At 65.6% G+C, this 24,462-nt stretch carries 23 protein-coding genes and 1 pseudogene; 12 read left to right on the top strand and 12 right to left on the bottom strand.

Annotated elements, in window-relative coordinates:
• Positions 1 to 9 precede the first annotated feature (9 nt).
• Together ABDV69_RS04455 and ABDV69_RS04450 are read right to left on the bottom strand one after the other, a co-directional pair.
• Positions 10 to 1,875 (bottom strand): ABC transporter ATP-binding protein, encoded by a 1,866-nt coding sequence (locus ABDV69_RS04455; RefSeq protein ID WP_343572173.1) that lies wholly within the window; start codon positions 1,873 to 1,875, stop codon positions 10 to 12.
• Between the two features lie 38 nt (positions 1,876 to 1,913).
• Positions 1,914 to 3,653, bottom strand: a complete 1,740-nt coding sequence (locus ABDV69_RS04450; protein ID WP_343572121.1) for an ABC transporter ATP-binding protein — start codon at positions 3,651 to 3,653, stop codon at positions 1,914 to 1,916.
• A 159-nt stretch (positions 3,654 to 3,812) separates the two neighbouring features.
• Between ABDV69_RS04450 and ABDV69_RS04445 the strand changes: the two genes are divergently transcribed.
• From ABDV69_RS04445 to ABDV69_RS04435, 3 genes are all read left to right on the top strand, one after another.
• Positions 3,813 to 4,310, top strand: coding sequence for a DUF3558 domain-containing protein (locus ABDV69_RS04445; RefSeq protein ID WP_343572172.1), 498 nt, complete (start codon positions 3,813 to 3,815; stop codon positions 4,308 to 4,310).
• Positions 4,307 to 4,864, top strand: coding sequence for a DUF3558 domain-containing protein (locus ABDV69_RS04440; RefSeq protein ID WP_343572120.1), 558 nt, complete (start codon positions 4,307 to 4,309; stop codon positions 4,862 to 4,864). Before ABDV69_RS04445 ends, ABDV69_RS04440 begins: the two co-directional genes overlap by 4 nt.
• A gap of 400 nt (positions 4,865 to 5,264) precedes the next feature.
• A complete protein-coding gene (locus ABDV69_RS04435; RefSeq protein ID WP_343572119.1) occupies positions 5,265 to 5,855 on the top strand; it encodes a hypothetical protein in 591 nt (196 codons plus the stop codon).
• 16 nt (positions 5,856 to 5,871) lie between these two features.
• On the opposite strand, the gene ABDV69_RS04430 is transcribed toward ABDV69_RS04435, so the two are convergent.
• Positions 5,872 to 6,372, bottom strand: coding sequence for a histidine phosphatase family protein (locus ABDV69_RS04430; protein WP_343572118.1), 501 nt, complete (start codon positions 6,370 to 6,372; stop codon positions 5,872 to 5,874).
• A 193-nt stretch (positions 6,373 to 6,565) separates the two neighbouring features.
• Here ABDV69_RS04430 and ABDV69_RS04425 point away from each other — a divergent pair, with 193 nt between their 5' ends.
• Positions 6,566 to 7,729, top strand: a complete 1,164-nt coding sequence (locus ABDV69_RS04425) for an exonuclease SbcCD subunit D (protein ID WP_343572117.1) — start codon at positions 6,566 to 6,568, stop codon at positions 7,727 to 7,729.
• Positions 7,726 to 10,338: an AAA family ATPase gene (locus ABDV69_RS04420; RefSeq protein ID WP_343572116.1), complete on the top strand. Its 2,613-nt coding sequence runs from the start codon at positions 7,726 to 7,728 to the stop codon at positions 10,336 to 10,338. Before ABDV69_RS04425 ends, ABDV69_RS04420 begins: the two co-directional genes overlap by 4 nt.
• A gap of 43 nt (positions 10,339 to 10,381) precedes the next feature.
• On the opposite strand, the gene ABDV69_RS04415 is transcribed toward ABDV69_RS04420, so the two are convergent.
• From ABDV69_RS04415 to ABDV69_RS04385, 7 genes are all read right to left on the bottom strand, one after another.
• A complete protein-coding gene (locus tag ABDV69_RS04415) occupies positions 10,382 to 11,617 on the bottom strand; it encodes a type II toxin-antitoxin system HipA family toxin (RefSeq protein ID WP_343572115.1) in 1,236 nt (411 codons plus the stop codon).
• A complete protein-coding gene (locus tag ABDV69_RS04410) occupies positions 11,614 to 11,823 on the bottom strand; it encodes a helix-turn-helix domain-containing protein (RefSeq protein ID WP_343572114.1) in 210 nt (69 codons plus the stop codon). Before ABDV69_RS04410 ends, ABDV69_RS04415 begins: the two co-directional genes overlap by 4 nt.
• Positions 11,824 to 11,953: 130 nt before the next feature.
• Positions 11,954 to 12,313 carry a hypothetical protein gene (locus tag ABDV69_RS04405; protein ID WP_343572113.1) on the bottom strand — a complete coding sequence of 120 codons (360 nt, stop codon included), beginning with the start codon at positions 12,311 to 12,313 and terminating at the stop codon, positions 11,954 to 11,956.
• A gap of 65 nt (positions 12,314 to 12,378) precedes the next feature.
• Positions 12,379 to 14,001, bottom strand: a complete 1,623-nt coding sequence (locus tag ABDV69_RS04400) for an ABC transporter family substrate-binding protein (RefSeq protein WP_343572171.1) — start codon at positions 13,999 to 14,001, stop codon at positions 12,379 to 12,381.
• 85 nt (positions 14,002 to 14,086) lie between these two features.
• Positions 14,087 to 15,922 (bottom strand): ABC transporter ATP-binding protein, encoded by a 1,836-nt coding sequence (locus tag ABDV69_RS04395; RefSeq protein ID WP_343572112.1) that lies wholly within the window; start codon positions 15,920 to 15,922, stop codon positions 14,087 to 14,089.
• Complete coding sequence (locus ABDV69_RS04390) at positions 15,919 to 16,788, bottom strand: ABC transporter permease (protein ID WP_343572111.1); 870 nt, start codon at positions 16,786 to 16,788, stop codon at positions 15,919 to 15,921. The genes ABDV69_RS04395 and ABDV69_RS04390 overlap by 4 nt, the downstream gene beginning before the upstream one ends.
• The gene (locus ABDV69_RS04385) at positions 16,785 to 17,762 is read right to left on the bottom strand and encodes an ABC transporter permease (RefSeq protein ID WP_343572110.1); all 978 of its coding nucleotides are present in this window, start codon (positions 17,760 to 17,762) and stop codon (positions 16,785 to 16,787) included. Before ABDV69_RS04385 ends, ABDV69_RS04390 begins: the two co-directional genes overlap by 4 nt.
• Positions 17,763 to 17,950: 188 nt before the next feature.
• Between ABDV69_RS04385 and cysD the strand changes: the two genes are divergently transcribed.
• From cysD to ABDV69_RS04365, 4 genes are read left to right on the top strand one after another with little or no spacing between them, the layout of a single operon-like run.
• Complete coding sequence (cysD, locus tag ABDV69_RS04380) at positions 17,951 to 18,874, top strand: sulfate adenylyltransferase subunit CysD (RefSeq protein WP_343572109.1); 924 nt, start codon at positions 17,951 to 17,953, stop codon at positions 18,872 to 18,874.
• A complete protein-coding gene (gene cysC, locus ABDV69_RS04375; RefSeq protein WP_343572108.1) occupies positions 18,874 to 20,724 on the top strand; it encodes an adenylyl-sulfate kinase in 1,851 nt (616 codons plus the stop codon). Before cysD ends, cysC begins: the two co-directional genes overlap by 1 nt.
• Positions 20,721 to 21,458 (top strand): 3'(2'),5'-bisphosphate nucleotidase CysQ, encoded by a 738-nt coding sequence (locus ABDV69_RS04370; protein WP_343572107.1) that lies wholly within the window; start codon positions 20,721 to 20,723, stop codon positions 21,456 to 21,458. The genes cysC and ABDV69_RS04370 overlap by 4 nt, the downstream gene beginning before the upstream one ends.
• A gap of 29 nt (positions 21,459 to 21,487) precedes the next feature.
• Positions 21,488 to 21,970, top strand: a complete 483-nt coding sequence (locus ABDV69_RS04365) for an Rrf2 family transcriptional regulator (protein ID WP_343572106.1) — start codon at positions 21,488 to 21,490, stop codon at positions 21,968 to 21,970.
• A gap of 31 nt (positions 21,971 to 22,001) precedes the next feature.
• Here the strand turns inward: ABDV69_RS04365 and ABDV69_RS04360 are convergent, their stop codons facing one another.
• The gene (locus ABDV69_RS04360) at positions 22,002 to 22,415 is read right to left on the bottom strand and encodes a VOC family protein (RefSeq protein ID WP_343572170.1); all 414 of its coding nucleotides are present in this window, start codon (positions 22,413 to 22,415) and stop codon (positions 22,002 to 22,004) included.
• A 75-nt stretch (positions 22,416 to 22,490) separates the two neighbouring features.
• Between ABDV69_RS04360 and ABDV69_RS04355 the strand changes: the two are divergent.
• Both ABDV69_RS04355 and ABDV69_RS04350 read left to right on the top strand, forming a co-directional pair.
• A pseudogene (locus ABDV69_RS04355) lies at positions 22,491 to 22,685 on the top strand (LLM class flavin-dependent oxidoreductase); the annotation flags it as partial.
• On the top strand, positions 22,681 to 23,067 hold the full coding sequence (locus ABDV69_RS04350; protein ID WP_343572105.1) for a DUF2237 domain-containing protein: 387 nt from the start codon (positions 22,681 to 22,683) through the stop codon (positions 23,065 to 23,067). The pseudogene ABDV69_RS04355 and the gene ABDV69_RS04350, both read left to right, overlap by 5 nt.
• A gap of 163 nt (positions 23,068 to 23,230) precedes the next feature.
• Here the strand turns inward: ABDV69_RS04350 and ABDV69_RS04345 are convergent, their stop codons facing one another.
• Positions 23,231 to 24,073 carry an FkbM family methyltransferase gene (locus ABDV69_RS04345; RefSeq protein WP_343572104.1) on the bottom strand — a complete coding sequence of 281 codons (843 nt, stop codon included), beginning with the start codon at positions 24,071 to 24,073 and terminating at the stop codon, positions 23,231 to 23,233.
• A gap of 6 nt (positions 24,074 to 24,079) precedes the next feature.
• Between ABDV69_RS04345 and ABDV69_RS04340 the strand changes: the two genes are divergently transcribed.
• Positions 24,080 to 24,412, top strand: a complete 333-nt coding sequence (locus tag ABDV69_RS04340; RefSeq protein ID WP_343572103.1) for a hypothetical protein — start codon at positions 24,080 to 24,082, stop codon at positions 24,410 to 24,412.
• Positions 24,413 to 24,462 lie beyond the last annotated feature (50 nt).

The following is a 24,462-nucleotide window of genomic DNA, read 5'->3' as shown; positions in this document are numbered from 1 at the left end:
ACGGTGGGATCAGAGTGGCTGAGCAGCCTGGGTCATCCGGTAATAGGTGCCACGGCGGGCCAGCAGCTCGCCGTGGTTACCCCGCTCGACGATCTTGCCCGCCTGCATCACCAAGATCACGTCGGCATCGTGGATCGTCGAAAGACGATGAGCGACAATAAAACTCGTTCGGTCACGGCGAAGCTCATGGGTCGCTTTGGCGATCAGCAACTCGGTCCGGGTGTCCACCGCGCTGGTCGCTTCATCCAGCACCAGCAGCTGCGGGCGGGCCAGGAATGCCCGCGCAATGGTGATCAACTGCCGCTCGCCGGCGCTGATGTTGCTCCCGCCATCGCTCACCTGAGTGTCGTAGCCGTCCGGCAGCGAATGCACGAACCGGTCGACGTAAGCCGCCTTGGCCGCGGCGACCACCTCGTCGTCGGAGGCGTCGGGCCGTCCGTAGCCGATGTTCTGCGCGATCGTCCCGCTGAACAGCCAGGTGTCCTGCAGCACCATCCCGATGCGTGCACGCAGCGACTGCCGACTGACCTCCGTGATGTCGACGCCGTCGATCAGGATCCGGCCGGAGTCGACGTCGTAGAACCGCATCAGCAGGTTCACCAGCGTCGTTTTGCCCACTCCGGTCGGTCCGACGATCGCGACGGTGCTGCCCGGTTCGGCAATAAACGACAGGTCGTCGATCACCGTCGTGCCCGGCTGATAGCCGAAGCTGACGTGGTCGAATTCGACTCGGCCCGTTGGCCCTTTGGCATCAGGTAGCGATGCAGCGCGGTCCGGCGATTCCTCGGGCTCGTCGAGCAGTTCGAACACCCGCTCGGCGCTGGCCAACCCGGACTGCAGGGCGTTGTACATCGAGGCCACCTGATTCAGCGGTGCGTTGAACTGGCGCACGTACTGGATGAACGCCTGGATGTTGCCCACGGTGATCTGCCCGGTGGCCACCTGAATACCACCGACCACCGCGACCGCGACGTAGCTGAGGTTGCCGATGAACGTGGTCGCCGGTGCCACCATCCCCGAAATCAGTTGAGCGCCAAAGCTTGCCTCGTACATGTCGTGGTTGAGCTGACGGAATTCGTCCTCGATCCGAGCCCGCTGGCCGTAGGTACGCACCAGCGTGAAGCCGCTGTAGCTCTCTTCGATGTGGGCGTTGAGCCGTCCGGTGTTGGTCCACTGCGCGACGAACAGCCGCTGGGAACGCCGGGCGATCGCCCGTGTGACGACGATCGACAGCGGCACAGTCAGTAGGGCCAGCCCGGTCAGCAGTGCCGAGATACTCAGCATCATCAGCAATACGGTGGCGACCGTCAGCACCGCGCTGAGCAATTGGGTGATCGTCATCGACAGCGACGTCTGCAGGTTGTCGATGTCGTTGGTGACCCGGCTGAGGATCTCGCCCCGTCGCCGGGTGTCGAAGTAGGTCAGCGGCAGCCGGTGCAGCTTGTCTTCGACGTCTGACCGAAGCGCCTGCAGCGACCGTCGGACGGTGACGTTGAGCAGCCGGGCCTGCGCGTAAATCATCGCCGCGGCAAGCACATACATGCCCAGCGCGAGTGCGAGCGTGCGGGCGACCGCGTCGAAGTCGACGCCGTGGCCGGGGACGACGTGCATACCGGACAGCAGGTCGGCGAAGGTGTTGTCGCCGTGGGCCCGCGCCGCGGCGACGGCCTGTTGCTTGGTGATGCCCGCGGGCAGCCGGCGACCGATGACGCCGTTGAAGAGCAGGTCGGTGGCGTGGCCGAGGATCCGCGGGACGACGACGCCGACGACGGTGCCGAGGATGCTCAGCGCCATCACCGCGACGGCCGTGCGCCGTTGCGGCGCCAGCAGCTTCACCAGGCGGACCGTTGATCCTCGGAAGTCACGAGGTCGCATGGTCGGGGGAGCGGTGACCTTGCGCGTCGTGGCGGAAGTCATCGCGCACCGCCCACTTCGGCGTCCAGCGATTGCGATGCGGCGAACTCCCGGTAGGTGGCCGACTCCGCCAACAGCAAATCGTGAGTCCCGGTCGCCACGATCCGGCCGTCCTCGATGACGACCACCTGGTCGGCGTCGATGATCGTCGAAATACGTTGCGTCACAACGATAACTGTCGCATCCGCGGCGATCTCGGCGAGCCTGGCGCGCACCAGGGCGTCGGTGTGTACGTCGAGTGCGGAGAATGCATCGTCGAACACGTAGATCGCCGGGCGACGGATTACCGCCCGCGCGATCGCCAACCGCTGCCGCTGTCCGCCGGAGAAGTTGACCCCGCCCTGCGCGACCCGCATCTGCAGGCCGTCGGCGTGCTCGCGCACAAAGTCGGCGGCCGCTACCCGCAGCGCTTCCCACATCTCGTCGGCGGTCGCGTCCGCTTTCCCGTAGCGCAGGTTTTCGGCGACGGTTCCGGTGAACAGGTAGCCGCGTTGCGGTACCAGACCGATCGAGGACCACAACTCCTCGACATCGCGGTCACGGACGTCGACCCCGCCGACCAGGACGGCGCCGGTGGTCGCGTCGTACAACCGGCAGATCAGCGCCACCAGGGTCGACTTACCCGAACCGGTGCTGCCGATGATCGCGGTGTTGGTTCCAGGTTGCGCCGTCAATGAGATACCTTGCAGCACAGCACGCTCCGCGCCGGGATAGCGGAAGGATGCACCGGCGAGCCGAACCACGCCCGGAGGCGCAATCGGCCGCAGCGGATTCGACGGGTTGCGGACAGCCGGGGTTGTCGACAGCACCTCGGTGATCCGTTCGGCGCATACCGCGGCCCGCGGCAACACCATCACGGTCATCGTCGCCATCAGCACGGCCATCAGGATCTGGGTGAAGTAGACCAGAAAGGCGATCAGCGACCCGACTTGCATCTCGCCGCTGTCGATTCGCAAGCCGCCGAACCAGATCAGCGCCACGCTGGAGCAGTTGATGGTCAGCGTGGTGACCGGCAGCATCATCGCCTGCCAGTTGCCGGCGGCCTGCGCGGTGCCAGAGAGTGCCACGTTGGCGTCGTCGAATCGTTGACGCTCGAAGGGCTCCCGTGCGAACGCACGCACCACTCGCACACCGGACAGTTGCTCGCGCACGACGCGGTTGATGTTGTCGATCAGCCGCTGCATGCTGCGGAACAGCGGCAGCGTCCGGGAAATGATCCGGCCATTGGCCACCACCAGCACCGGCACGCTGACCAGTAGCAGCCAGGACAGCCCGGCGTCCTGCCGAATGGCCATGGCGATGCCGCCCACGCACATGATCGGGGCGGCGACCAGGACCGTGCTGCCCATCTGGATCAGAAACTGGATCTGGCGCACGTCGTTGGTGGTGCGGGTCAGCAGCGTCGGCGCACCGAAGCGCGCGGTCTCGTGCTCGGAGAACGTGGTGACTCGATGGAACATCGCCGAGCGCAGGTCGCGGCCGAAGCCCATCCCGGCGCGGGAGCCGAAGTAGACCGCGCCGACCGCGCAGAGCACCTGCAGCGCCGTCACGCCGAACATCAGGCCTCCGAGGCGGACGATGGTGGCGGTGTCGCCGTTGGTGATGCCGTCGTCGATGATCGTGGCGTTCACCGTCGGCAGATACAGCGAGGCCAGGGTGCTGACCAACTGCAGCGCCAGCACCGCCGCCAGCAGCCATCGGTACGGCCGCGCGAACCGGCGCAGCAGTGCCACGAGCATCCCGTCACTCTTGCACACAAGAAACCACTGCTCACCGCGTGTGCGATGGTTGGCATGAGGTGGTGCCGCTACAGTGCAACCTGTGATCACCAGAAGGTGCGGGTAGCGGTGCGGCATCGTGTGGCGGCGCTTGCGTGCGCGGCAGCAGTCTTGGTTCCGATGGCGGCCGCATGCTCTGATTCCGGCTCCAATCAGGCCCAGTCGCAAGGGTCGACGGCGCGGTCGTCGGGCAACGGGACCCATGGTCCGATGTTCCCGCAGTGCGGCGGCGTCACCGACGAGACGATGAACAAGCTGACGCAGATCAACGGGCTGGTCAACACCGCCAAAAACTCGGTGGGCTGCCAGTGGCTGGCCGGCGGCGGGATACTCGGGCCGCACTTCTCCTTCTCGTGGTACCGGGGGAGTCCGATCGGACGTGAGCGCAAAACCGAGGAGCTGTCGCGGTCGAGTGTCGAAGACATCAACATCAGCGGCCACGGCGGCTTCATCGCCGTCGGCAACGACCCGCAGCTGGGTGACTCGCTGTGCGAAGTAGGAATCCAGTTCAACGACGACTTCATCGAATGGTCGGTGAACTTCAATCAGAAGCCGTATCCCGACGCCTGCAACATCGCCAAAGAGCTGGCGCGCCAGACGATTGCGAATGGCAAATGAGTGCCCATGTGCGTCGCCGGGTTCTGGTGAGCGTGGCGGTACTGGCCACGGCGTTGTCGGTGTCGACCGGCTGTACCAGGTCGGTCGGCGGAACCGCGCAGAAAGCCGGCGCCGGTGATGTGCCCCGCAACAACACCTCCGAGCAGCAGTACCCGAACCTGCAGAAGGAATGTGAAGTCCTGACCACCGACGTGCTGGCCAAGACGGTCGGCGCGGACCCGCAGGACATTCAGAGCACCTTCGTCGGTGCGATCTGCCGCTGGCAGGCCGCCAATCCGGGCGGACTGATCGACATCACCCGGTTCTGGTTCGAGCAGGGCAGCCTGGACAACGAGCGCAAGGTTGCCGAATTCTTGAAATATCAGATCGAGAACCGGGCAATCGCCGGTGTGCCGTCGATCGTGATGAAACCGAACGACCCCAACGGCGCGTGCGGTGTCGCCAGCGACGCGGCGGGCGTGGTCGGGTGGTGGGTGAATCCGCAAGTGCCTGGCATCGACGCCTGCGCGCAGGCCATCAAACTCATGGAGCTCACGCTCTCGACCAATTCCTGATCGGTCGCGCTACGCGCTACGCGGAACGCGGCCATGGCGCCGAGGTCAGCCACGCCGAACTCGGCGCCGGCAGGGGGCTAAAACTGCCGGACTGCTGCGTCCTGGATGTCGCAATTCATCAGCAGGCACGGCTCGCAACATTCGACGACGCACTTGCTGCCGAACAGGCGTGGCTGCAACTCCTGACCTGGCCACCAACGCCATGCGCGAGCCCGACCGAGGAAATCGGCCGTCGGCGTAATCACGTTGGCTGGCGGCATTGCCAGCGGGCTAGCGCTAGCTGGGGTGGGAAATCGTGGCTCGACGATCGGTGGTTGAGCGCTGGAAGCGATAAACCAAGTTGGGTTATTCACTCTTGAAATGGTTACGGGCCGCGAGTCGTGGCCTATACGATCGACGAATGTCTGAAACACCCTCAAACGAGCCGTCGTCCGCATCCGAGGACGTCACCGAATCCGTCGCCGCACCCACCACCGCGCCTGCAGCAACGACGCCGACGTCGCACGCTGCTAGACCGTCGAAGCTGCCCTTCTGGCTGGCGGTGGCGGCGTTGGTGCTGGCGATTCTCGGCGTCGCGGGCGCTGCTTACGGGTATTTCTACCCGAACGAGAGCGCGGCGGCGTCGGGCAAGTACAGCGACCAGCAACGGAGCGACTCCAAGAAGAAAATCTGCGATACCTTCAAGATTGTCGACCGTGCCGTGGTCAGGAACTCGCACCTGAAGAACCCGGAAAACGGCGGGCCGATCGGTGCGTTGTCGGTCGCGACCGCCCAGCGCTTCGCGTTCTACGACGGTGGAGCATTCCTGCGCGACCGGGTGGCCGCCGAGTCGGCGACGCCGAAAGACTTGGCGGACAATGCGAATGCGCTCGGGACGCAGCTCGAGGAACTCAGCATCGGCTACCTCGCCGGGGCGCAGGACTTCGCGCAGGACGAACTGCGGCAAAGCCTCGACGACAAGATCAAGAAGATCGTCGAGATCTGCAAATAACCCGTCGTAGCCGCGGCTAGCGCGGCACGTGAAAATCGACCAGCTGGGCGGACCCGAGTTCGAGGTCCGCCCAGCTGCCGTCGAGGCTAAGTACGGCCATCGCCGACGTCGGAAACTTCACCGAGATCCGTTCGGCGGCCGCAGTGTTGGCGCTCTCCGGGTCAGCCAGTTGCAGGGCGAGGCTGGACGTCGTCGGCTCATGGCCGACGACCAGTAACGTCGAGACGTTATCGCTGACGCCGTTGATCTCGTCGATGACGATGCCCGGAGTGCAGTCGTAGAGTCGCTCGACGTAGCGGACCGGCGCATCAATCGCGGTGCGCGCCAACGTTTCGCGGGTGCGGGTCGCGGTCGAGCACAACACCTGGTCGATCGTGGGCAGATGGCTGCGCAGCCAGTCCCCGGCCAGTCCGGCTTCGCGCTGACCGCGGGGTGCCAGCGGCCGGTCGTGGTCGGCGACGCCGTCGGGGTAGGCCGATTTTGCGTGACGCAGCAGAACCAGGGTTCGGTCGCTCATCCGGTTGAGGTTACGGCAGCTCTCCCGGGGGCCTGTGTTGCTGCTGTGACACCTGCGCATGGATGGGTCTCGATACTGTTGACCGGCGCCGGACCTGCCGCGGGAGGTCCCCGGACTTGTCGGTGGGCGGTCCTAAACTTCGCCATGACCGGTCGCACCGACCGGTGATCAGGTAGAAGGGACTCCGGTCGCGATGCGATTCGTGCACACCGCCGACTGGCAACTCGGCATGACCCGTCACTTCCTCGCCGGCGAAGCCCAGCCGCGCTACTCGGCCGCCCGGCGCGACGCGGTAGCCGGACTCGGCCGGCTGGCCGCCGAGGCCGGTGCCGAGTTCGTCGTGGTTTCCGGCGACGTCTTCGAGCACAACCAGCTGGCGCCGGCGGTCATCAGCCAGTCCCTGGAAGCCATGCGCGCCATCGGAATTCCGGTCTACCTGTTGCCCGGTAACCACGATCCGCTGGACGCGTCCTCGGTGTACACCAGCGCATTGTTCAACGCCGAGCGCTCGGCCAACGTGCGCGTGCTCGATCGCGCCGGCGTCCACGAGGTCCGGCCCGGGCTGCAGATCGTCGCGGCGCCATGGCGGTCCAAGGCGCCGACCACCGACCTGGTTGCCGACGCGCTCGAGGGACTGCCGGCCGACGGGATCACCCGCGTGCTCGTCGCCCACGGCGGCGTCGATGTGCTCGACCCCGACCTCACCAGGGCCGCACTGATCCGACTGGCCGGGGTAGAAGATGCGCTGGCGCGCGGCGCAATTCACTACGTGGCGCTCGGCGACAAGCACTCGCTGACCGACGTGGGAAGCACCGGTCGGGTCTGGTATTCGGGTTCGCCGGAAGTCACCAACTACGACGACGTCGAGGCCGTTCCCGGCCACGTACTGATCGTCGACATCGACGAGGCGGATCCGCAGCGTCCGGTGACCGTCGATGCCCCGCGCATCGGCCGGTGGCGATTCAGCACGCTGAGCCGGCACGTGGACACCAGCCGCGACATCGCCGCCCTCGAGATGAACCTCGACCTGATGCCCGACAAGGACCGAACCGTGTTGCGGCTGGCCCTGATTGGCTCGTTGACCGTCACCGACCGGGCCGGGCTCGACGGCTGCCTGGACAAGTATTCGCGGCTGTTCGCGTCGCTACGGGTGTGGGACAGCCACAGCGATCTCGCGGTGATTCCGGCCGACGGCGAGTTCAGCGACCTGGGCATCGGCGGGTTCGCCGCCGACGCGGTCGAGGAACTGATGACGACCGCGCGCGCGGACGACGCGGCTGCGGGTGACGCGCAGGCGGCGCTCGCGTTGTTGTTGCGGCTGACCGACCACGGCCAGCAAGGTCGGGGTGCGGCATGAAATTGCATCGGCTGATCTTGCAGAACTACCGTGGAATCGACCACCGCGAGATCGACTTCCCCGACCACGGGGTAGTGGTGGTGTCGGGCGCCAACGAGATCGGCAAGTCTTCGATGCTCGAGGCGTTGGATCTGCTGCTGGAATCCAAGGACCGCTCGACGAAGAAAGAGGTCAAGCAGGTCAAACCGACCCACGCCGACGTCGGATCCGAGATCACCGCCGAGATCAGCGCCGGCACTTACCGTTTCATCTACCGCAAGCGCTTCCACAAGAAGCCCGAGACGCAGCTGACGGTTCTGGAGCCGCGTCGCGAACAGCGCAGTGGTGACGAGGCGCACGACCGCGTGCAGGCCATGCTCGCCGAGACGGTAGACACCGAATTGTGGCACGCCCAAAGGGTTTTGCAAGCCACGTCAACCGACGTGGTAAACCTGTCGGGCTGCGACGCATTGACCCGCGCCCTCGACGTCGCCGCGGGCGACACGGCCGCGCTATCGGGCACCGAGCCGTTGCTCATCGAGCGAATCGACAGCGAGTACGCGCGTTACTTCACCCCGACCGGCCGCCCCACCGGCGAGTGGACGGCGGCGATCAAGGCCTTGGCGGCCGCCAGCCAGGAAGTCGATCGTTGCGCCACGGCGGTCGCCGAGGTCGACGACAAGGTGCAGTGGCATGCCGCGCTCACGGCTGAGCTGGCCGAGCTCACCGAGCAGCAGCAGTCGGCAACAACGCGGCAAGCCACCGCTCAGGCCGCCGCCGACGAGATCGCCCGGCTCACCGAACAGGTGCGCGAAGCCGAGCTGATCGCCGCCGCCGCAACCGCGACCAGCACCGCGTCGACGGCTGCCCTCGCCGAACGGATTCGGCTGGGCACCGAAAACGACTCGCGCACAGCGGCAGTCGCGGTTCTCGAGGACCAGGCCCGCGAGGCCCTCGAAGCCCAGGCGACCGCCCGCGACGTCACGGTGGAGGCCGACGCCGCGGTCGAGCGGGTGGTCCAGGACCTCGCTGCCGTCCAGCAGCGCGCCGACACCGCCCAGCGCGCGGTCGAGGACCTGGCCCGTCGCGACGAGACGCAGCGGCTGGCCACCAAGTTGACGAAAATCGATGCCGCGCTGAGCGAGCGCGACGCGATAGCCAAAGAGCTCGCGACCATAGCCATGACCGAGGACCTGCTGCGTCAGATCGAACAGGCCGCCTCGGCGGTCGATCGAGCCGAAGGCCAGCTGGCATTGGTCTCGGCGACAGTTGAATTCGTCGCGGCCGCCGATATCGAACTGGTCATCAGCAGTGAGCGGGTGCAGCTGCCGGCCGGTGAAACCTGGTCGACGGTCGCGAACATCGCCACCGAGGTCGAGATCCCCGGGATCGTCACGGCCCGCGTCACGCCCGGAACGTCGGCGGTCGAGATAAAAGCGAAATATGCCGCGGAGCAAGAGAAGTTGGCTGCGATGTTGGCGAGGGCGCAGGTCGCCGACCTGGAAGCGGCGCGGCAGACCGATCAGCGCCGCCGCGAATTGCAGAGCACACGCGATCAGCTGACGGCGACGCTGGCTGGACTGTCCGGCGACGACGACATCGATGAACTGCGCGCTCGGTTGGACGAATTGCAGTCGTTGCCAGCGGTTTCCGACGACATCGATGCCTGCGCCGCACGCGCCGAGCTGCTCGAGGCGATCGCGGCCCGCGCCCAGGCCGGTGTGGCGTGCGAGGCGTACCGCAACCTTGCCGCCCTGGCGATGAAGAAGTTCACCGAAATTTCTGCTCAGGCAACGCGTGTGCAGGACAACCTGGTCAGCCAGCGCGCCGAGTTGCTGGCCGTGGCCGACCGGTTGACCGCACAGCGCGCCGCGGGGCCCGATGAGAAGCTGGCCGCCGACGTTGCGGCCGACGCCGCCAAGGCGGAGGCCGCCGCGAGCCGGGTCGCCGAGTTGACCGAGCAGTTGGCGGCCAAGGAGCCCGACGTCGTCGCAACCGAGCTGACCGACGCGGTTCAGGCGGCCGCGGCTTTGCGTCAGCGCCATGACGACGTCGCGCGCACCCTGCATGAGATCGCAGCGCAGCTCACGGTTTTCGGGACTGAAGGCCGCTACGGCAAACTCGACGCCGCGGAGATCGAGTTCGAGCACGCGCGCAGCGAGCACGATCGGGTCGGCCGCCGGGCCCGGGCGGTGCAGATGCTGCGGGAGGTGATGACGCGTCACCGCGACACCACCCGGTTGCGCTACGTCGAACCGTTCCGCGCCGAACTGCAGCGGCTCGGCCGTCCCGTCTTCGGTGAGAGCTTCGAGGTCGATGTCGACAGCGACTTGTGTATCCAAACCCGCACGCTCGACGGTCGCACCGTCCCCTATGAATCGCTGTCGGGCGGGGCCAAGGAGCAACTCGGCATCCTGGCGCGGCTGGCCGGCGCGGCATTGGTCGCCAAAGAGGACGCGGTGCCGATCCTGATCGACGATGCGCTCGGCTTCACCGATCCCGAACGGCTGGTCAAGATGGCCGCGGTGTTCGACACACTGGGCGAGCGCGGCCAGGTCATCGTGTTGACCTGCACGCCGGCCCGATACGACGGCGTCAAGGATGCGCAGCGAATCGAGTTGTGCGCGTAGGGTGACCTGCGTTGGCCGCGCGCTCAGGGGCTGCGTCGTCGATTCATCCCTTGAGGCTGGTGATTCTGGCGTGCAGCATCTCAGCGAGAAGTTCGGTTTGACGGAGTGCGAATCCTATCTGCTCGCATCTACTTGGCCACAGCGTTGCGGCATCGACAAGCGCGTCAAGCATTTTTTCGGTTGCGCGCGAACGCAACCCGAGTCGTTCGCCCGCAACGACAAAGTCGGCGCGCGAAAGGCGGTTGGCGCGGTCATACAAGGTGAGTGCCATCGGGTCCTTCCATTTGGCGTAGGGCTGCGTGCACAGCAAGTCGTAGGCGGGAGTCGGCTGCCACACTCCGTCGGGCTCATAGATCGACAGGTTCTTGCCGTGCAGATCGCCATTTCCGATTAGCCAGGAGAACGCAACAGTTTTGAGCAATTCTGCGATCGTTGTGACCTTCGAGCCACCGCCGCGCGCGCACGCCTCGCCAAGCTGGGACAGAGCAGCTTCAGTTTTGATGCGATATTTGGAAGCCGGGTAAAGATCGGCGACCTGACAAGCGTCCTCTTGTGCCAGCCGCGTCGTTCCTACGCGGTCAAAACGCTTTACCAGCAAGGCGCTTCGGCCATTAGCGTCGTGGAGCAGCGATGTCACGGCGACCCGCAGGCCGCAGGCCGCGGCCATCCTCATGAAGAAGTGTTCGTTCTCGACCAGTTGCGGGTACTGCGCGGGATTGAGTTTCAGTATCGCCGGCCCTGATCGAGTCTGGGCGGAAGTCGACCGCATGGCGGCGCTGACCTTTGGTTGCACACCCGCCAGACCCACGGGATCGGCGTCGATGGAACCAGTCAGTTTCGCGTAGACCATTTGAAAGTCGGTGTCGCGGTCCGGGTCAAACAGGGGCAGCGGTCGTACTGGCTGATGCCCGGCAGGGAAGACCCGCACGTTTCCGATGGTGTCGGCGCCGATCCCAAGTAATAACGTAAAGTGGTCGTCTGCAGAGGTTTTCGTCGACGAAGTTAGGACGCCAAGCCTGACTCCTTCTGGAAGTAGCCCTGCAAAGAATGCGGGAACCGCACCACCACCCGTAACTTTGGGATATTCACCGGAGCGGAGCAGCGACCAGGAGATGGACCGGTCACGTATGCGGCCGTGCCTCGGGCGATCCTGATCTGCCAGGTAGTCGAAGGTTATCCTGTCGCCGGAGTCGCGGGTCAGGCGCGCTGCAATTTCGTTGTCGATGTATACGTCGGCTTCGGTGGACTCGCGTAGGTCAAGTCCGTCAGGATTGGTCATTCGCTCGTCGCGGTCACTTCGATGCGCATGCCCAGGATTTCAGCGATCTCGACGACTGAGTTGATCTTGGTTGACCCGGTTCCTCGTTCGAGCGACTGGATACTGTAGCGAGAAACGCCTGCCAAGTCTGCCAAGTTTTGTTGAGTGAGCCGCAGCGTCACCCGGCGTTCGGCGAACGTCTGCGCTATGCGTGCTATTTCAGGCATAGTCGCATCGCGCGAGGACTGGGTGCGTCGAGGACCTGCCATTCCGCTCCTTATGTCTGGAAAACCATGCATAAGCCAGTATGACGCCCTCCGATGCCATCAGCAGGCATCTATGCCTGATTTCTCAGACTTAAGCTCGTGCCGCGATCCGTCCAAGCCGACCTTTCACCGCCGCGCGGCGATGCGAGCCGGGATCGGCCCCTTGGCGACCGTGGTGCACGGCGACTCGAGCGGAAAGTCGTTGTCCGTCGAACGGATTCGGACCGACCGGACGATGGTGGCCCAACGCGTTTCGCACGTCCTGGTGGATCTGGCAGCACTCGGTGAGTCCGTCCGTGCGTCCCAAGACATCGCGCACCCCGGGAGGCGGGGTCACCAGCACAAGGGCCGGGGCGAGGAACTTCGACAGCGGTACGAAGCGGGTCACCGGCCCGCCGGCCTCGCTCAGCAGTGGCAGTCCGGTGTGCAAAGCCCGCGCCGCCGACAGCACGTGGCTTGTCGATCGTCGCGGTCACGGCGCCGAGCATCATCCCGTACTTCAGCGGATCGCAAGGATCAACGCATGAATCCGATCGCGGAGTAGTTCAGGTCGGCTAGCCCGGGGGCGCCGAAGTTGGCCAGTGAGCTGTTGACGGCGACGTTGCCGGGGGACTGGACCAGCGGCAGGCTGAAGCCCTCGGCCCAGATCAGCGTGTCGACGTCGTTGGCCAGCGCCCGCGCCTTGACCGGGTCGAGTTCTTCGAGGGTCTGCTCGATTTTCGCGTCGATCTCGGGGCTGCCGATCTTGCCGAAATTGCTGTCCCCGGTGGACGCGTAGATCTGCGTGAGCGCGGACAGCGGGAAAGCGTCGCCCATCCACCCGAATTGGGCGATGTCGAAGGCGCCGACGTTGATGTAGTTGGTGAAGAACCCGCTGCCGGCCTTGGCCATCAGCTCGAGCTGCACGCCGATCTGGGCAAGGCTGTGTTGGGCGATCAGACCGAATTGCCGGCTGGTCTGCGCGTCGTAGAACAAGTCGCGCACGACCAACGGCTTGCCGTCTTTTTCCCGGAACTGTCGGTCGAGTTTCCAGCCCAGCGCGTCAAGGTCACGCTTGGCCTTCTCCGGGTTGTACGCGACGACGGCGCTGTTGTTCTGGTAGCCCTGTTGACCTTCGACATAGATGTGGTTGTTCAGCGCCCGCGGATTGCTGACTAGCCCGTGCTGGGTGACGGCGGCAATGCTCTGCCGGTCGATGCCTTCGGCGATCGCGCGGCGCAACGCCGGGTCGGCCAGTATCGATCCCTTCGCGCCGTTGAAGGTGAAGTGATACCAGCTCGGGGTGGGCGCCCGGCGGATGGAAATGCCTTTGGTGCGCCGGGCGATCGTCATCTGGTCCAGCCCGGAGAGACCGGTGGCGTCGATGGCCTTGTTCTGCAGCGCCGGCAGTCTGGCCGCGTCGTCGAGCACCAGAAACGTGATGCGATCCAGCCTCGCCCGCTCGCCCCACCATTTGGGATTGCGGGTCAACACAATCCGCTGTTTGGTCCGATCCAATGCGGAGACGATGAACGGGCCGCCCGACGGCCCGGGGCCGGACAGCTGCGCGGTGTTGAACGCCTCGGGCGTGGCGGTGCTGCTCTTGGGCAGCAACATGGTGTTGCCGGCGAACATGCCGCGCCACTCGGCGTACGGCTTGGCAAAGGTGATCACGGCCTGCTGGTCGTTGACGCCGCGGGTCACCGACTTGACCCGCTCGCTGCCGTTGGTGCCGGCGATCGCGAAGTTCTTGTCGGCCCCACTGGTGGCGTGGATCTGGCTGGCGATGTCCTGCCAGCTGAGTGGAGTGCCGTCGGACCAGGTCGCCTTCGGGTTGATGGTGTAGGTGACCACCTGCGGGTTGGTCCCGGTGAGTTCGACGCTGCTGAAGTAATCGGTGTCGACGGTGGTGGAGCCGTCCGGCCCGATCACGAACGCGCGTGGCATGGTGGCCTTCAGCATGCCGTCGACGTCGGCGGAGTTGCCGTCGATGTGCAAAGTGTTGAAGTTGGGCGGGAATTCGGTGATTGCCAATCTCAGATCGCCGCCATTGCGTAGCGTCGCCGGGTTCTGCGGGTTGATGTCGCTGGTCGCGCCGACGGCGGTGGCGGGGCCGGACAGCACCAGGTCGGCCCCCGACGTGCAACCGGCCGTGATCATGGCAGCGAACGCGATCGCCAGTATCCGCCGGAGCCACTGGCTCGACTCCTCCTCGGTCCGTTTCACGGACCGCTTCGTCATCGGGCTACCCATGGGCCGAATCCGGTTGCGGCACAGCGGCCAATAGGCGGCAGGTGTATTCGTGCTGTGGCCGGTTGAAGATCTCGTCGCTGTCACCCTGTTCGACGATGGCACCGCGCAGCATCACCACGACGTCATGGGCCAGATGCTTGACAACCGAAAGGTTATGCGACACAAAAAGATAGGACAGGCCGAGCTCCTGCTGTAGATCGAGCAGCAGGTTGAGGATGCCGGCCTGAATCGACACGTCCAGGGCGGACACCGGCTCGTCGAGGGCGAGAATCTTGGGCCGCAACGCCAGCGCGCGCGCGATCCCGATCCGCTGCTTCTGCCCGCCGGAGAACTCGGCCGGATACCGGCTGGCATCGCCGTGCGGTAGCCCGACGGTGTCGAGCAGCTCGGCCACCCGCGCACTGGTGTCGGCCTTGCTGAATCCGTTGGCGTGCAACGGCTCGGCCAGCAGCTCGAACACCGGCAGCCGCGGATCCAGGGCCGCCGCCGGGTCTTGGAAGATGACCTGGATGTCGCGTCGCAGCGCCCGGCGACTCGCCGAGTTCAGCGCCGCGACGTCGTTGCCCAGCACGTCGATCGAACCCGACTGCGGCGCAACCAACTCCAGGATTTCATGCAGCGTGGTCGACTTTCCTGAACCCGACTCGCCCACAATGGCTAGCGTGCGCCCCTGACGCAGTTCGAAGCTGATGCCGTCGACCGCTCGGACTTCGCCGACATTGCGCCGGAACAGCACACCCTTGGTCAATGGGTAGGTCTTGACCAGATCACGGACCCGCACCACGACGGGCGGTGCACCCGTCTCGGTAGCTTCCGCTTCGGTGCTGATTCCGTACACGTCCGCGGCACTGCGGCCCACGACGTGCTCGGTGCGGATACAGGCCGCGTCGTGGTCGGGCGCCACCGGCGACAGCGGCGGCTCCGCGGTGCGGCATTCGTCGACGACGAGCGGGCAGCGCGGCGCGAACGGGCAGCCCGGCTCCAAAGCCGTCAGCGACGGGGGAGCGCCGGGGATCGGCACCAGCCGGGTGCCTTGCCGCGCGTCCAACCGCGGGACCGAACCCAAAAGCCCGACGGTGTAGGGCATCCGGCGATCGCGGTAGACGTCGCTGACGGCGGCCGATTCCACGATCCGGCCGGCGTACATCACCAGTGCCCGGTCGGCGAATTCGCCGACCACGCCCAGGTCGTGGGTGATCAGCAGCACGCCGGCCCCGGTGACATCGCGGGCGGTCTTGAGCACCTCGAGGATCTGTGCCTGCACGGTGACGTCCAGCGCGGTGGTCGGCTCGTCGCAGATCAACAGGTCGGGGTTGTTGGCGATCGCGATCGCGATCACCACGCGCTGGCGTTCGCCGCCGGACAGTTCGTGCGGAAAGGCGCGGGCACGCTGTACAGGCTCGACTATGCCGACTAGTTCCAGCAATTCGATCGCGCGTTGACGGGCCGCACGTTTCCCGATGAGCGGCTGGTGCACGTCGATGGCCTCGGCGATCTGGTCGCCGACGGTGTAGACGGGCGTCAGCGCCGACATCGGATCCTGGAACACCATGCCGATCGTGTTGCCGCGATACCGCGACATGGCGCCATCGGAAAGGCCGACCAGCTCGTTGCCCTGCAGTTTCACCGATCCGCGGACGTCGGCGTATTCGGGAAGCAGCGAGACCACCGCCATCGCCGCCGTCGACTTGCCGGAACCGGATTCGCCGACGATCGCCACGACTTCGCCGGCGTCGACGTGAAAGTCGATGCCGCGCAATGCCTTCAGCGGGGGCCCTTCGGTCGGGAAGGTGACGGCCAAGCCGGTGACCTTCAGGAGCCGGCTCATCGGCTCCCCGGATCCAGCGCGTCGCGCAGACCGTCGCCGGTCACGTTCGCGCACACCAAAATCAGCACCAGCACACCAGCGGGAAACAGGAACACCCACGGGAACGTCGTCGCGGACTGGGTGCCGTCGGCGATCAGCGTGCCCAGCGACACGTCCGGGGGCTGAATGCCGAAGCCGAGAAAGCTCAGCCCGGTCTCGGCGAGGATAGCCACCGCGACGTTCAGCGCCGTGTCGATGATCAGGATCGACGCCACGTTCGGCACCACATGGTGGGTGATGATCCGCCAGCTGGGTACACCCATATACTTTGCTGCGCGGATGAATTCACGTTCGCGCAGGCTCATCGTCATGCCGCGGACCATGCGCGAGCTGACCATCCAGCCGAATCCCGACAGCAGCAGCACCAGCATGAGCGCGTTGCCGGAACTCTTGGTCCGCGGCGTCAGGATCAGGATCAACAGGAACGCCGGCACCACCAGCATGAGGTCGACGAACCACATCAGCGCGCGATCGCGCCAACCGCCGAAGTAGCCGGAGATCGATCCCGCGGTCGCGGCGATAGTGGTCGAGATGACCGCCACGCAGACCCCGATCAGCATCGACTTCTGCATACCCCGCAAGGTCTGGGCCAGCAGATCCTGACCAAGGGCATTGGTACCCAACCAGTGTCGGGCGTTGGGCGGCTGCAGCAGCGCGTTGAAGTCGAGGTCGCTGTAGGAGTAGGGCAGAACCGACGGCAACGTGTAACAGCCGACGAACAGCACTAGCAGCACCAGCAGCGACGCCACCGCCGAGCGGCGACGCAGGAAGCGGCGCAGCACCAACGTCCGTCGGGACGCGAATGCGGGAGCGTCAAGAGCGGTCATGACACCCGCACCCTGGGATCGAGCGCCGCGTAGATGAAGTCGGACAGCAGACCGGCCAGCAGCACCACCGCCCCGGCGAACACCGTGATCGCCGCGACGATGTTGGTGTCCTGGGTGGCCACCCCTTGCACCATCCATTCGCCCATGCCGTGCCAGCCGAAGATTTTCTCGACGAACACCGCTCCGGTGACCAAACCGGCTACGCCGTAAGCGAACAGCGTCGCCAGTGGGATCAGCGCCGTCCGCAGCCCGTGCTTGATCAGGGCGCGGCGGCGGCTCAGGCCCTTGGCGCGGGCGGTCCGGATGAAATCCTGGCCAAGCACGTCGAGCATCGCGTTGCGCTGGTATCGGCTGAACCCCGCCGCAGTGCCCAGCGTCAGCGTGAGCGTCGGTAAAGCCAAGTGCTGCAAGCGATCCACGAATCGCGCCGCCGTGCCGTCGATCAGGGCCGGCGAGGTTTCCCCGGTGTATTGGAACAGCTGCCAGCCCAGCGCCCAGTTCACCCGCAGCGCCCCGAGAATCAGCAGGTTGGCGATCACGAAAGTCGGGGCGGAGAGCACCAGCAGCGACAGCATCGTGATGACGCGATCGCTGATGCGGTACTGCCGGATCGCCCCCCAGGCGCCGAGCAGTACCCCGATGATCGTCCCGGCTACCGACCCGATCAGCAGCAACCGAAGGCTGACGCCGATCCGGCGCCACAGTTCGCCTGACACGGGTTGACCGGTGATGGTGGCGCCGAAGTCGCCGCGCACCGCGTGCGACGCCCAGTTCGCGTAGCGCAGCGGGATGGGCTTGTTCAGTCCGAGTTGGGCGGCTTTGGCGTCGATCACGGCCTGCGGCGGGCGCGGGCTGCGCTGCATCAGGCTTTCCAGCGGCGAGAAGGCCACCGACGTCAGGCAGAACGTCAGAAACGAGGCCAGCGCCAACAGCAGCACATAATTCGCCACGCGACGTGCCAGAAACCGGGTCATGCCTACCGGCCTCGCCCCTGTCGCATCCGCCCAGACTATGAGATGGCGGCCCGACAGATTCGGAGCCCTGAGGGTGGCCACCAACCAAGCCGATTCAGTTGACAGCCGCGCAAACGGCTGGTTCCATACTGGGTAATGTCTGTAATATTGACCAACTCTACCTACTTTACCAAGAATCGGGGAGTCTGATGACCACCCAAGAGGCGCCCGCTGCCGGGCAGTATGAGCTGAGCCATCTGCGTTCGCTGGAGGCCGAGGCGATCCACATCATCCGCGAGGTGGCCGCCGAGTTCGAACGTCCGGTGCTGCTGTTCTCCGGCGGCAAGGACTCGATCGTGATGCTGCAGCTGGCGTTGAAGGCCTTCCGGCCCGGCCGCCTGCCGTTCCCGGTGATGCACGTCGATACCGGCCACAACTTCGACGAGGTGATCGCCGCCCGCGACGAGTTGGTCGCCGAGACCGGGGTGCGGTTGGTGATCGCCAAAGTCCAGGACGACATCGACGCCGGCCGGGTCGTCGAAACCATTCCGTCGCGCAACCCGCTGCAGACCGTCACGCTGCTGCGCGCGATCCGGGAGAACAAGTTCGACGCCGCGTTCGGCGGTGCCCGCCGCGACGAGGAGAAGGCGCGCGCCAAGGAGCGGGTGTTCAGCTTCCGCGACGAGTTCGGGCAGTGGGACCCCAAGGCCCAGCGGCCCGAGCTGTGGAACATCTACAACGGCCGCCACCACAAGGGCGAGCACATCCGGGTGTTCCCGCTGTCCAACTGGACCGAATTCGACATCTGGTCCTACGTTGGCGCCGAGAAAATCAAGCTGCCGTCGATCTATTACGCGCACAAGCGGCAAGTCTTCGAGCGTGACGGCATGCTGCTGGCCGTCGACCGGCACCTGCAGCCGCACGCCGACGAGAAGGTGATCGAGAAGACGGTCCGATTCCGCACCGTCGGCGACGTCACCTGCACCGGCTGCGTGGAATCGACCGCGGCCACGGTGGCCGAGGTGGTTGCCGAGACTGCGGTGTCGCGACTGACCGAGCGCGGCGCCACCCGCGCCGACGACCGGATCTCCGAAGCCGGAATGGAAGACCGCAAGAGGCAGGGGTACTTCTGATGAGTGCAACCACGTTGCTGCGGATGGCAACTGCTGGCTCGGTTGACGACGGCAAGTCCACGCTGATCGGGCGGCTGCTGTACGACTCCAAGGCCGTCATGGACGACCAATGGGCCTCGGTGCAGCGCACGTCCAAAGACCGCGGCCACGAATACACCGACCTGTCCCTGGTGACCGACGGCCTGCGCGCCGAACGGGAGCAGGGTATTACGATCGATGTCGCTTACCGCTACTTCGCCACTCCCAAGCGGAAATTCATCATCGCCGACACCCCGGGGCACATTCAATACACCCGAAACATGGTGACCGGCGCCTCCACTGCCCAGCTGGCCATCGTGCTCGTCGACGCCCGCCACGGCCTGCTCGAGCAGTCCCGCCGTCACACGTTCCTGGCCTCGCTGCTGGGCATCGAGCACATCGTGCTCGCAGTCAACAAGATGGACCTGATCGACTGGGACAGAGCGGCTTTCGAAGCGATTCGCGACGAGTTCTACGCTTTCGCCACCCGCCTGGACGTCCAGGACGTGCTGACCATCCCGGTGTCGGCACTGCACGGCGACAACGTGGTCAGCAGGTCCGAGCACACGCCGTGGTACGACGGGCCGGCGCTGTTGTCGCACCTCGAAGAGGTTTACGTCGCGGCAGATCGTAACCTCGTCGACGTGCGGTTCCCGGTGCAGTACGTCATCCGTCCGCAGACTCGCGAGCACCAGGACCACCGCAGCTACGCTGGCACCGTCGCCAGCGGCGTGATGCGCCCCGGCGACGAAGTCGTTGTGCTGCCGACCGGAAAGCCCAGCCGCATCACCGCGATTGAAGGTCCGAATGGCCCAGTGGCAGAGGCATTTCCGCCGATGGCCATCTCGGTGACTCTCGCCGACGACATCGATATCTCGCGCGGTGACATGATCGCCCGGCCCGCCAACGCGCCGCGGGTCACCCGGGATTTCGATGCGACGGTGTGCTGGATGGCCGACGAGTCGGTCCTGGAACCGGGCCGCGACTATCTGATCAAGCACACCAGCCAGACCACCCGGGTGCGGGTTACCGCGCTGGACTACCGGCTCGATGTCAACACGCTTCGCCGAGACAAGGGCGCAAAGGCGTTGCAGCTCAACGAACTCGGCCGAGTATCGCTGCGATCCCAGGTGCCGTTGCTGCTCGACGAGTACACCCGCAACGCCAGCACCGGATCGTTCATCCTGATCGACCCCCACACCAACGGGACCGTTGCAGCGGGCATGGTGTTGCGAGAAGCGACGACCCGGTCGTCGAGTCCGAACACGGTGCGGCACAGCTCGCTGGTGACCGCCCAGGACCGCATCTCGCGGGGCCGCACGCTGTGGTTCACCGGGCTCTCGGCTTCGGGTAAGTCGTCAGTGGCCATGCTGGTTGAGCGGAAGCTGCTCGAAAAAGGCTTCCCCGCTTATGTTCTGGACGGCGACAACCTGCGGCACGGCCTCAACGCCGACCTGGGTTTTTCCATGGCGGACCGGGCCGAGAACCTGCGCAGGCTGGCACACGTGGCGGCGCTGATCGCGGACTCCGGCCACACCGTGCTGGTGCCGGCGATCAGCCCGCTGGAAGAGCACCGCGCGCTGGCCCGCGGCATCCATGCGGAAAACGGCTTGGACTTTCTCGAGGTCTTCTGCGACACCCCGCTCGAGGACTGCGAGCGGCGCGACCCCAAGGGCCTCTACGCCAAGGCGCGGGCGGGTGAGATCACCCACTTCACCGGGATCGACAGCCCGTACCAGCGGCCGAAGAATCCGGACCTGCGACTCGTGCCGGACCGCAGTCTCGACGAGCTTGCCCAGCAAGTTGTCGAGCTGATCGAGGCCCGGAGTTGAGCGATCACAGCGACCACGAGGTAGCCGCGCGGCTGGCCACCGAAGCCGGTCAACTGTTGCTGGCGGTGCGCAAAGAACTCGCCGACGCCACCGAGTTCGATCGAAAAGCAGCGGGCGACAAGCGGTCTCACGACTACCTTATGGATGCGCTGGCACGCGAACGCCCCGATGACGCGGTGCTCTCCGAAGAGGGCATCGACGATCCGGTCCGGTTGAGCGCGCAGCGAGTGTGGATCGTCGACCCATTGGACGGCACTCGGGAGTTCGCCGAGCCCGGTCGCGAGGACTGGGCCGTGCACGTCGCGCTGTGGCAGTCCGGTGCGCTGGTGGCCGGCGCGGTTGCGCTTCCGGCGCAGGGTGTCACCTTGGCCACCCCGGATCCCGTAGCACCGCCGGCACATTCCGGTGAGCCGCGGATCGTGGTGTCTCGGACCCGGCCGCCGGCCGTCGCGCTCCAGGTCCGCGATCAGCTGAACGGCACCCTGGTCGCGATGGGTTCGGCGGGAGCGAAAGTCGCCGCCGTCATCCAGGGGTCGGCCGATGTCTACGTCCACGCCGGTGGCCAGTACGAGTGGGATTCGGCGGCGCCGGTCGCGGTCGCCCGCGCTGCTGGTCTGCACACCTCCCGCATCGACGGATCACCGCTGGAGTACAACCGGGCCGATCCGACGCTGCCCGATCTGGTGGTGTGCCGCCCGGAATACGCCGACGCGGTGCTCGCGGTCACCAGCTGAGACACGTTGCGGGGGGAGAATCGCATTCCATGCGGATGTCGGCGAAGGCGGAGTATGCGGTGCGGGCGATGGTCGAGCTGGCCACCGTCGACGACGGCGTACGAGTCACGACCGACGAGCTGGCGAATGCGCAGCGAATCCCGCCGCAGTTTCTCGTCGACATCTTGTCCGCGCTGCGCTCCGACCACTTGGTCCGCAGCCACCGCGGTCGCGACGGCGGATACGAATTGTCGCGTTCCGGATCCGAAATCAGCATCGCCGATGTGTTGCGCTGCATCGACGGCCCATTGGCCAGTGTTCGCGACATCGGACTCGGCGACCTGCCCTATTCCGGACCGACCGCGGCGCTGACCGATGTCTGGCGGGCCCTGCGGGCCAGCATGCGTTCGGTGCTGGAGCAGACCAGCTTGGCCGACGTCGCGGCCGGCGCGCTGCCCGAACACGTCAGCCGACTGGCCGACGATTACCGCGATCAGGAAACCCGTCGCCGCGGTCCGCGCAGTGCCAGCTAGCCGCAACTCAATGGGCATCGTGCTTGCCGGCCTACTTCGGGGCAGTCAGCTCCAATGCGATGTTATCCGGGTCGCGGAACTCCAGAATGTAGGCCGGCCCGATGTCTTTGATCGGTTCGTGTTCCAGCCCAAGATCGTCGAGATATGCGGCCGCGGAATCTAATTCGGATCTGTCGGCGACCCTGAACGCAATGTGATCCAGACCGGCCCGGTCTTCGTGAAAACGGTCGTCGGCGACCGGCCGCAGCCCGATCAGCGCACCGCCCAGGTCGTAGATGACACCACCGAACAGGAATCCGAGCTGCCCGCGGGTTGCCTCGTCGGCGTTCTCGGGAACCTCGAGCAGGACGGGCCATCCGAAGACTGTCTCGTAGAATCGCCGAGACCGTTCGATGTCGGTGACGGTGAGCCGCACATGCGCGATCGAGTTGGCGGTGATGACCATCCGCTGATGCTGCCACGTCGATACCCGTCGGCACAGGGCGGTCTGCATGCCAGAATCGCGAGTGTGCACATAGCGATGAACGTGCCGTTCATGGAGCCGGATTTGGACGCCGCCATATTGCGGGATCGGGCGCGCACGATCGACGACGGCCCGTTCTCGTCGTTGTGGCGGGGCGAGCGGATAGCCTTCAACAGCCCGGAAACGTCGACGTTGACGGGCGCGCCGGCGGCCCGGACCGACCGGGTGCGGCTGGCGACGGCGATCCATGTCTGAACGCAACGTGCTGGGCGGCCCGCTGGAGCCGTGCAGCAGTGAGCCACTCACCGGCTTCTACCGCGACGGCTGCTGTTCGACTGGGCCGGAAGACATTGGCTCGCATACGATTTGCGCGGTGGTCACTGCCGGATTCCTCGCCCACCAGCGCTCGATCGGCAACGACCTCTCAACGCCCATGCCGCAGTTCAGGTTTCCCGGTCTGGTACCCGGAGACCGCTGGTGCGTGACCGCTAGTAACTGGCTGCTGGCTTACCGCGACGGTGTCGCCGCACCCGTGGTATTGGCGTCCACCCACGAGCGGACCCTGGACACAGTGCCGCTCGAAGCGTTGCGGGAGCACGCCGTCGATGTGCCCGACGACCTCGGCGGTCTGTGACAGATCTACCGTGGCACTTACCGGCGAAGCCGGCGAATCCTGTTTACTATGAGCGAATTGCGTCGACACTAGCCGACATTGAGCACGGACATCTTACGCCCCGGTGACGTCGCATATGCGCACGTCGAGTTGCAGTGCGACGGTCAGCTCAGTGAATTGAGGGCTACTCGAAGAGCTGCATCAGTTGCTCGACGGCGTCCTCGGGTACGCGCCCGCGTTGGATCAGCGCGATGAGGCAGAAGACGGCAAGATCGACTGATCCGTAGATGTGGAACGCGATCATCGTCAGGTGCGCTAGCTGATCGCTCGTCATCTGTTCGGGATGAGCAATGTCGCGGACGTAGACGATATCCGCCTCGAGCAACTGGTTGCCCGGTTTACTCGGGTCGCGGTCGAAAACCGTCGGCGCGATCGGCCCCCGCTTGATCCCAGGCATCGAGTGCGGCACGAACCCCTGCGACCTGAGTTCGATGTCCACTTCCCCGAAGGTGGGTTGCCCCTGGTAGAGCGGAACGAACGACACCGCTGTGTGTACTGCCACGGCGTTGCGCAAGCGTTCCCGGCCATTCTGGAACACCATGAGTTCGGCGCCCTGAACGTTGATCTTGAGCAGGTCGAACTCGTCGATGTCGAGGTCATCGAGACGATGAGTCTCGACGTCGATGTGCTCGACGACCGAACCCCAGTCCAGGTAGGGGGTGAACAGCCGGAGCTGATTCTCGTCAGGGGTGAGAAGGCTCGTCATACCTTCGGCTCTGGTGAGCTTCAACCGATGTTCGCGCCCGTCGGCGACCACGAGCGGTAGGTACCGCTCCAGCGGCCCCTGGCGTTCTTGCAGCTCCGCTAGGGCGCGCGGGTGAGGTTCGAATCCGGTCACCGTGCACAATCGGTAGTGCAGCATTTCTCTATACGGAGGGCCGCCTTCAATCAGACTGGCGCCGACGTCGAGAATGCTGGTTGAGCGGGAACAACCCGACAAGTCACGGACGAAGTGTGCGGAGGTCATGTGCGGATGATGGCATGGGGAGGAACAAAGGTGGTGATCACGGCGCTGATCGTCACCGCCATAACGGTCGCGCCGGCAGGCCACGCGGACCCCGATCCTCACAAGCCCGACGTGGGCGCGAACTTTTGCCCGGGTGGTGCCACGCCGCCACCCGAGGCCACCTGCGACGGGGTGCCCTACGACGACGGCGCCTACTGGCACGCCATACAGCACGGCGTAGCGCCCAGTTTCGTCGTGGTGGTTCAGTGCGTAAAGCCACCGCCACCGCCGGGTCCGTTCGGCGGTCTGGTGCCCCAGGTGAGCGGGCCGATCCCGGCGCCACCCGGCAGCTGCCAGTAAGGATTCGTCAACTGGTCAGATAACTGTGCCCCCGGCAGGATTCGAACCTG

Origin of the sequence: Mycobacterium sp. (genome assembly GCF_039583785.1) — a bacterium.
Classification (GTDB): domain Bacteria; phylum Actinomycetota; class Actinomycetes; order Mycobacteriales; family Mycobacteriaceae; genus Mycobacterium.
Note: the sequence above shows the minus strand (reverse complement) of the source record. Positions and strands in the feature narration are given on the sequence as shown.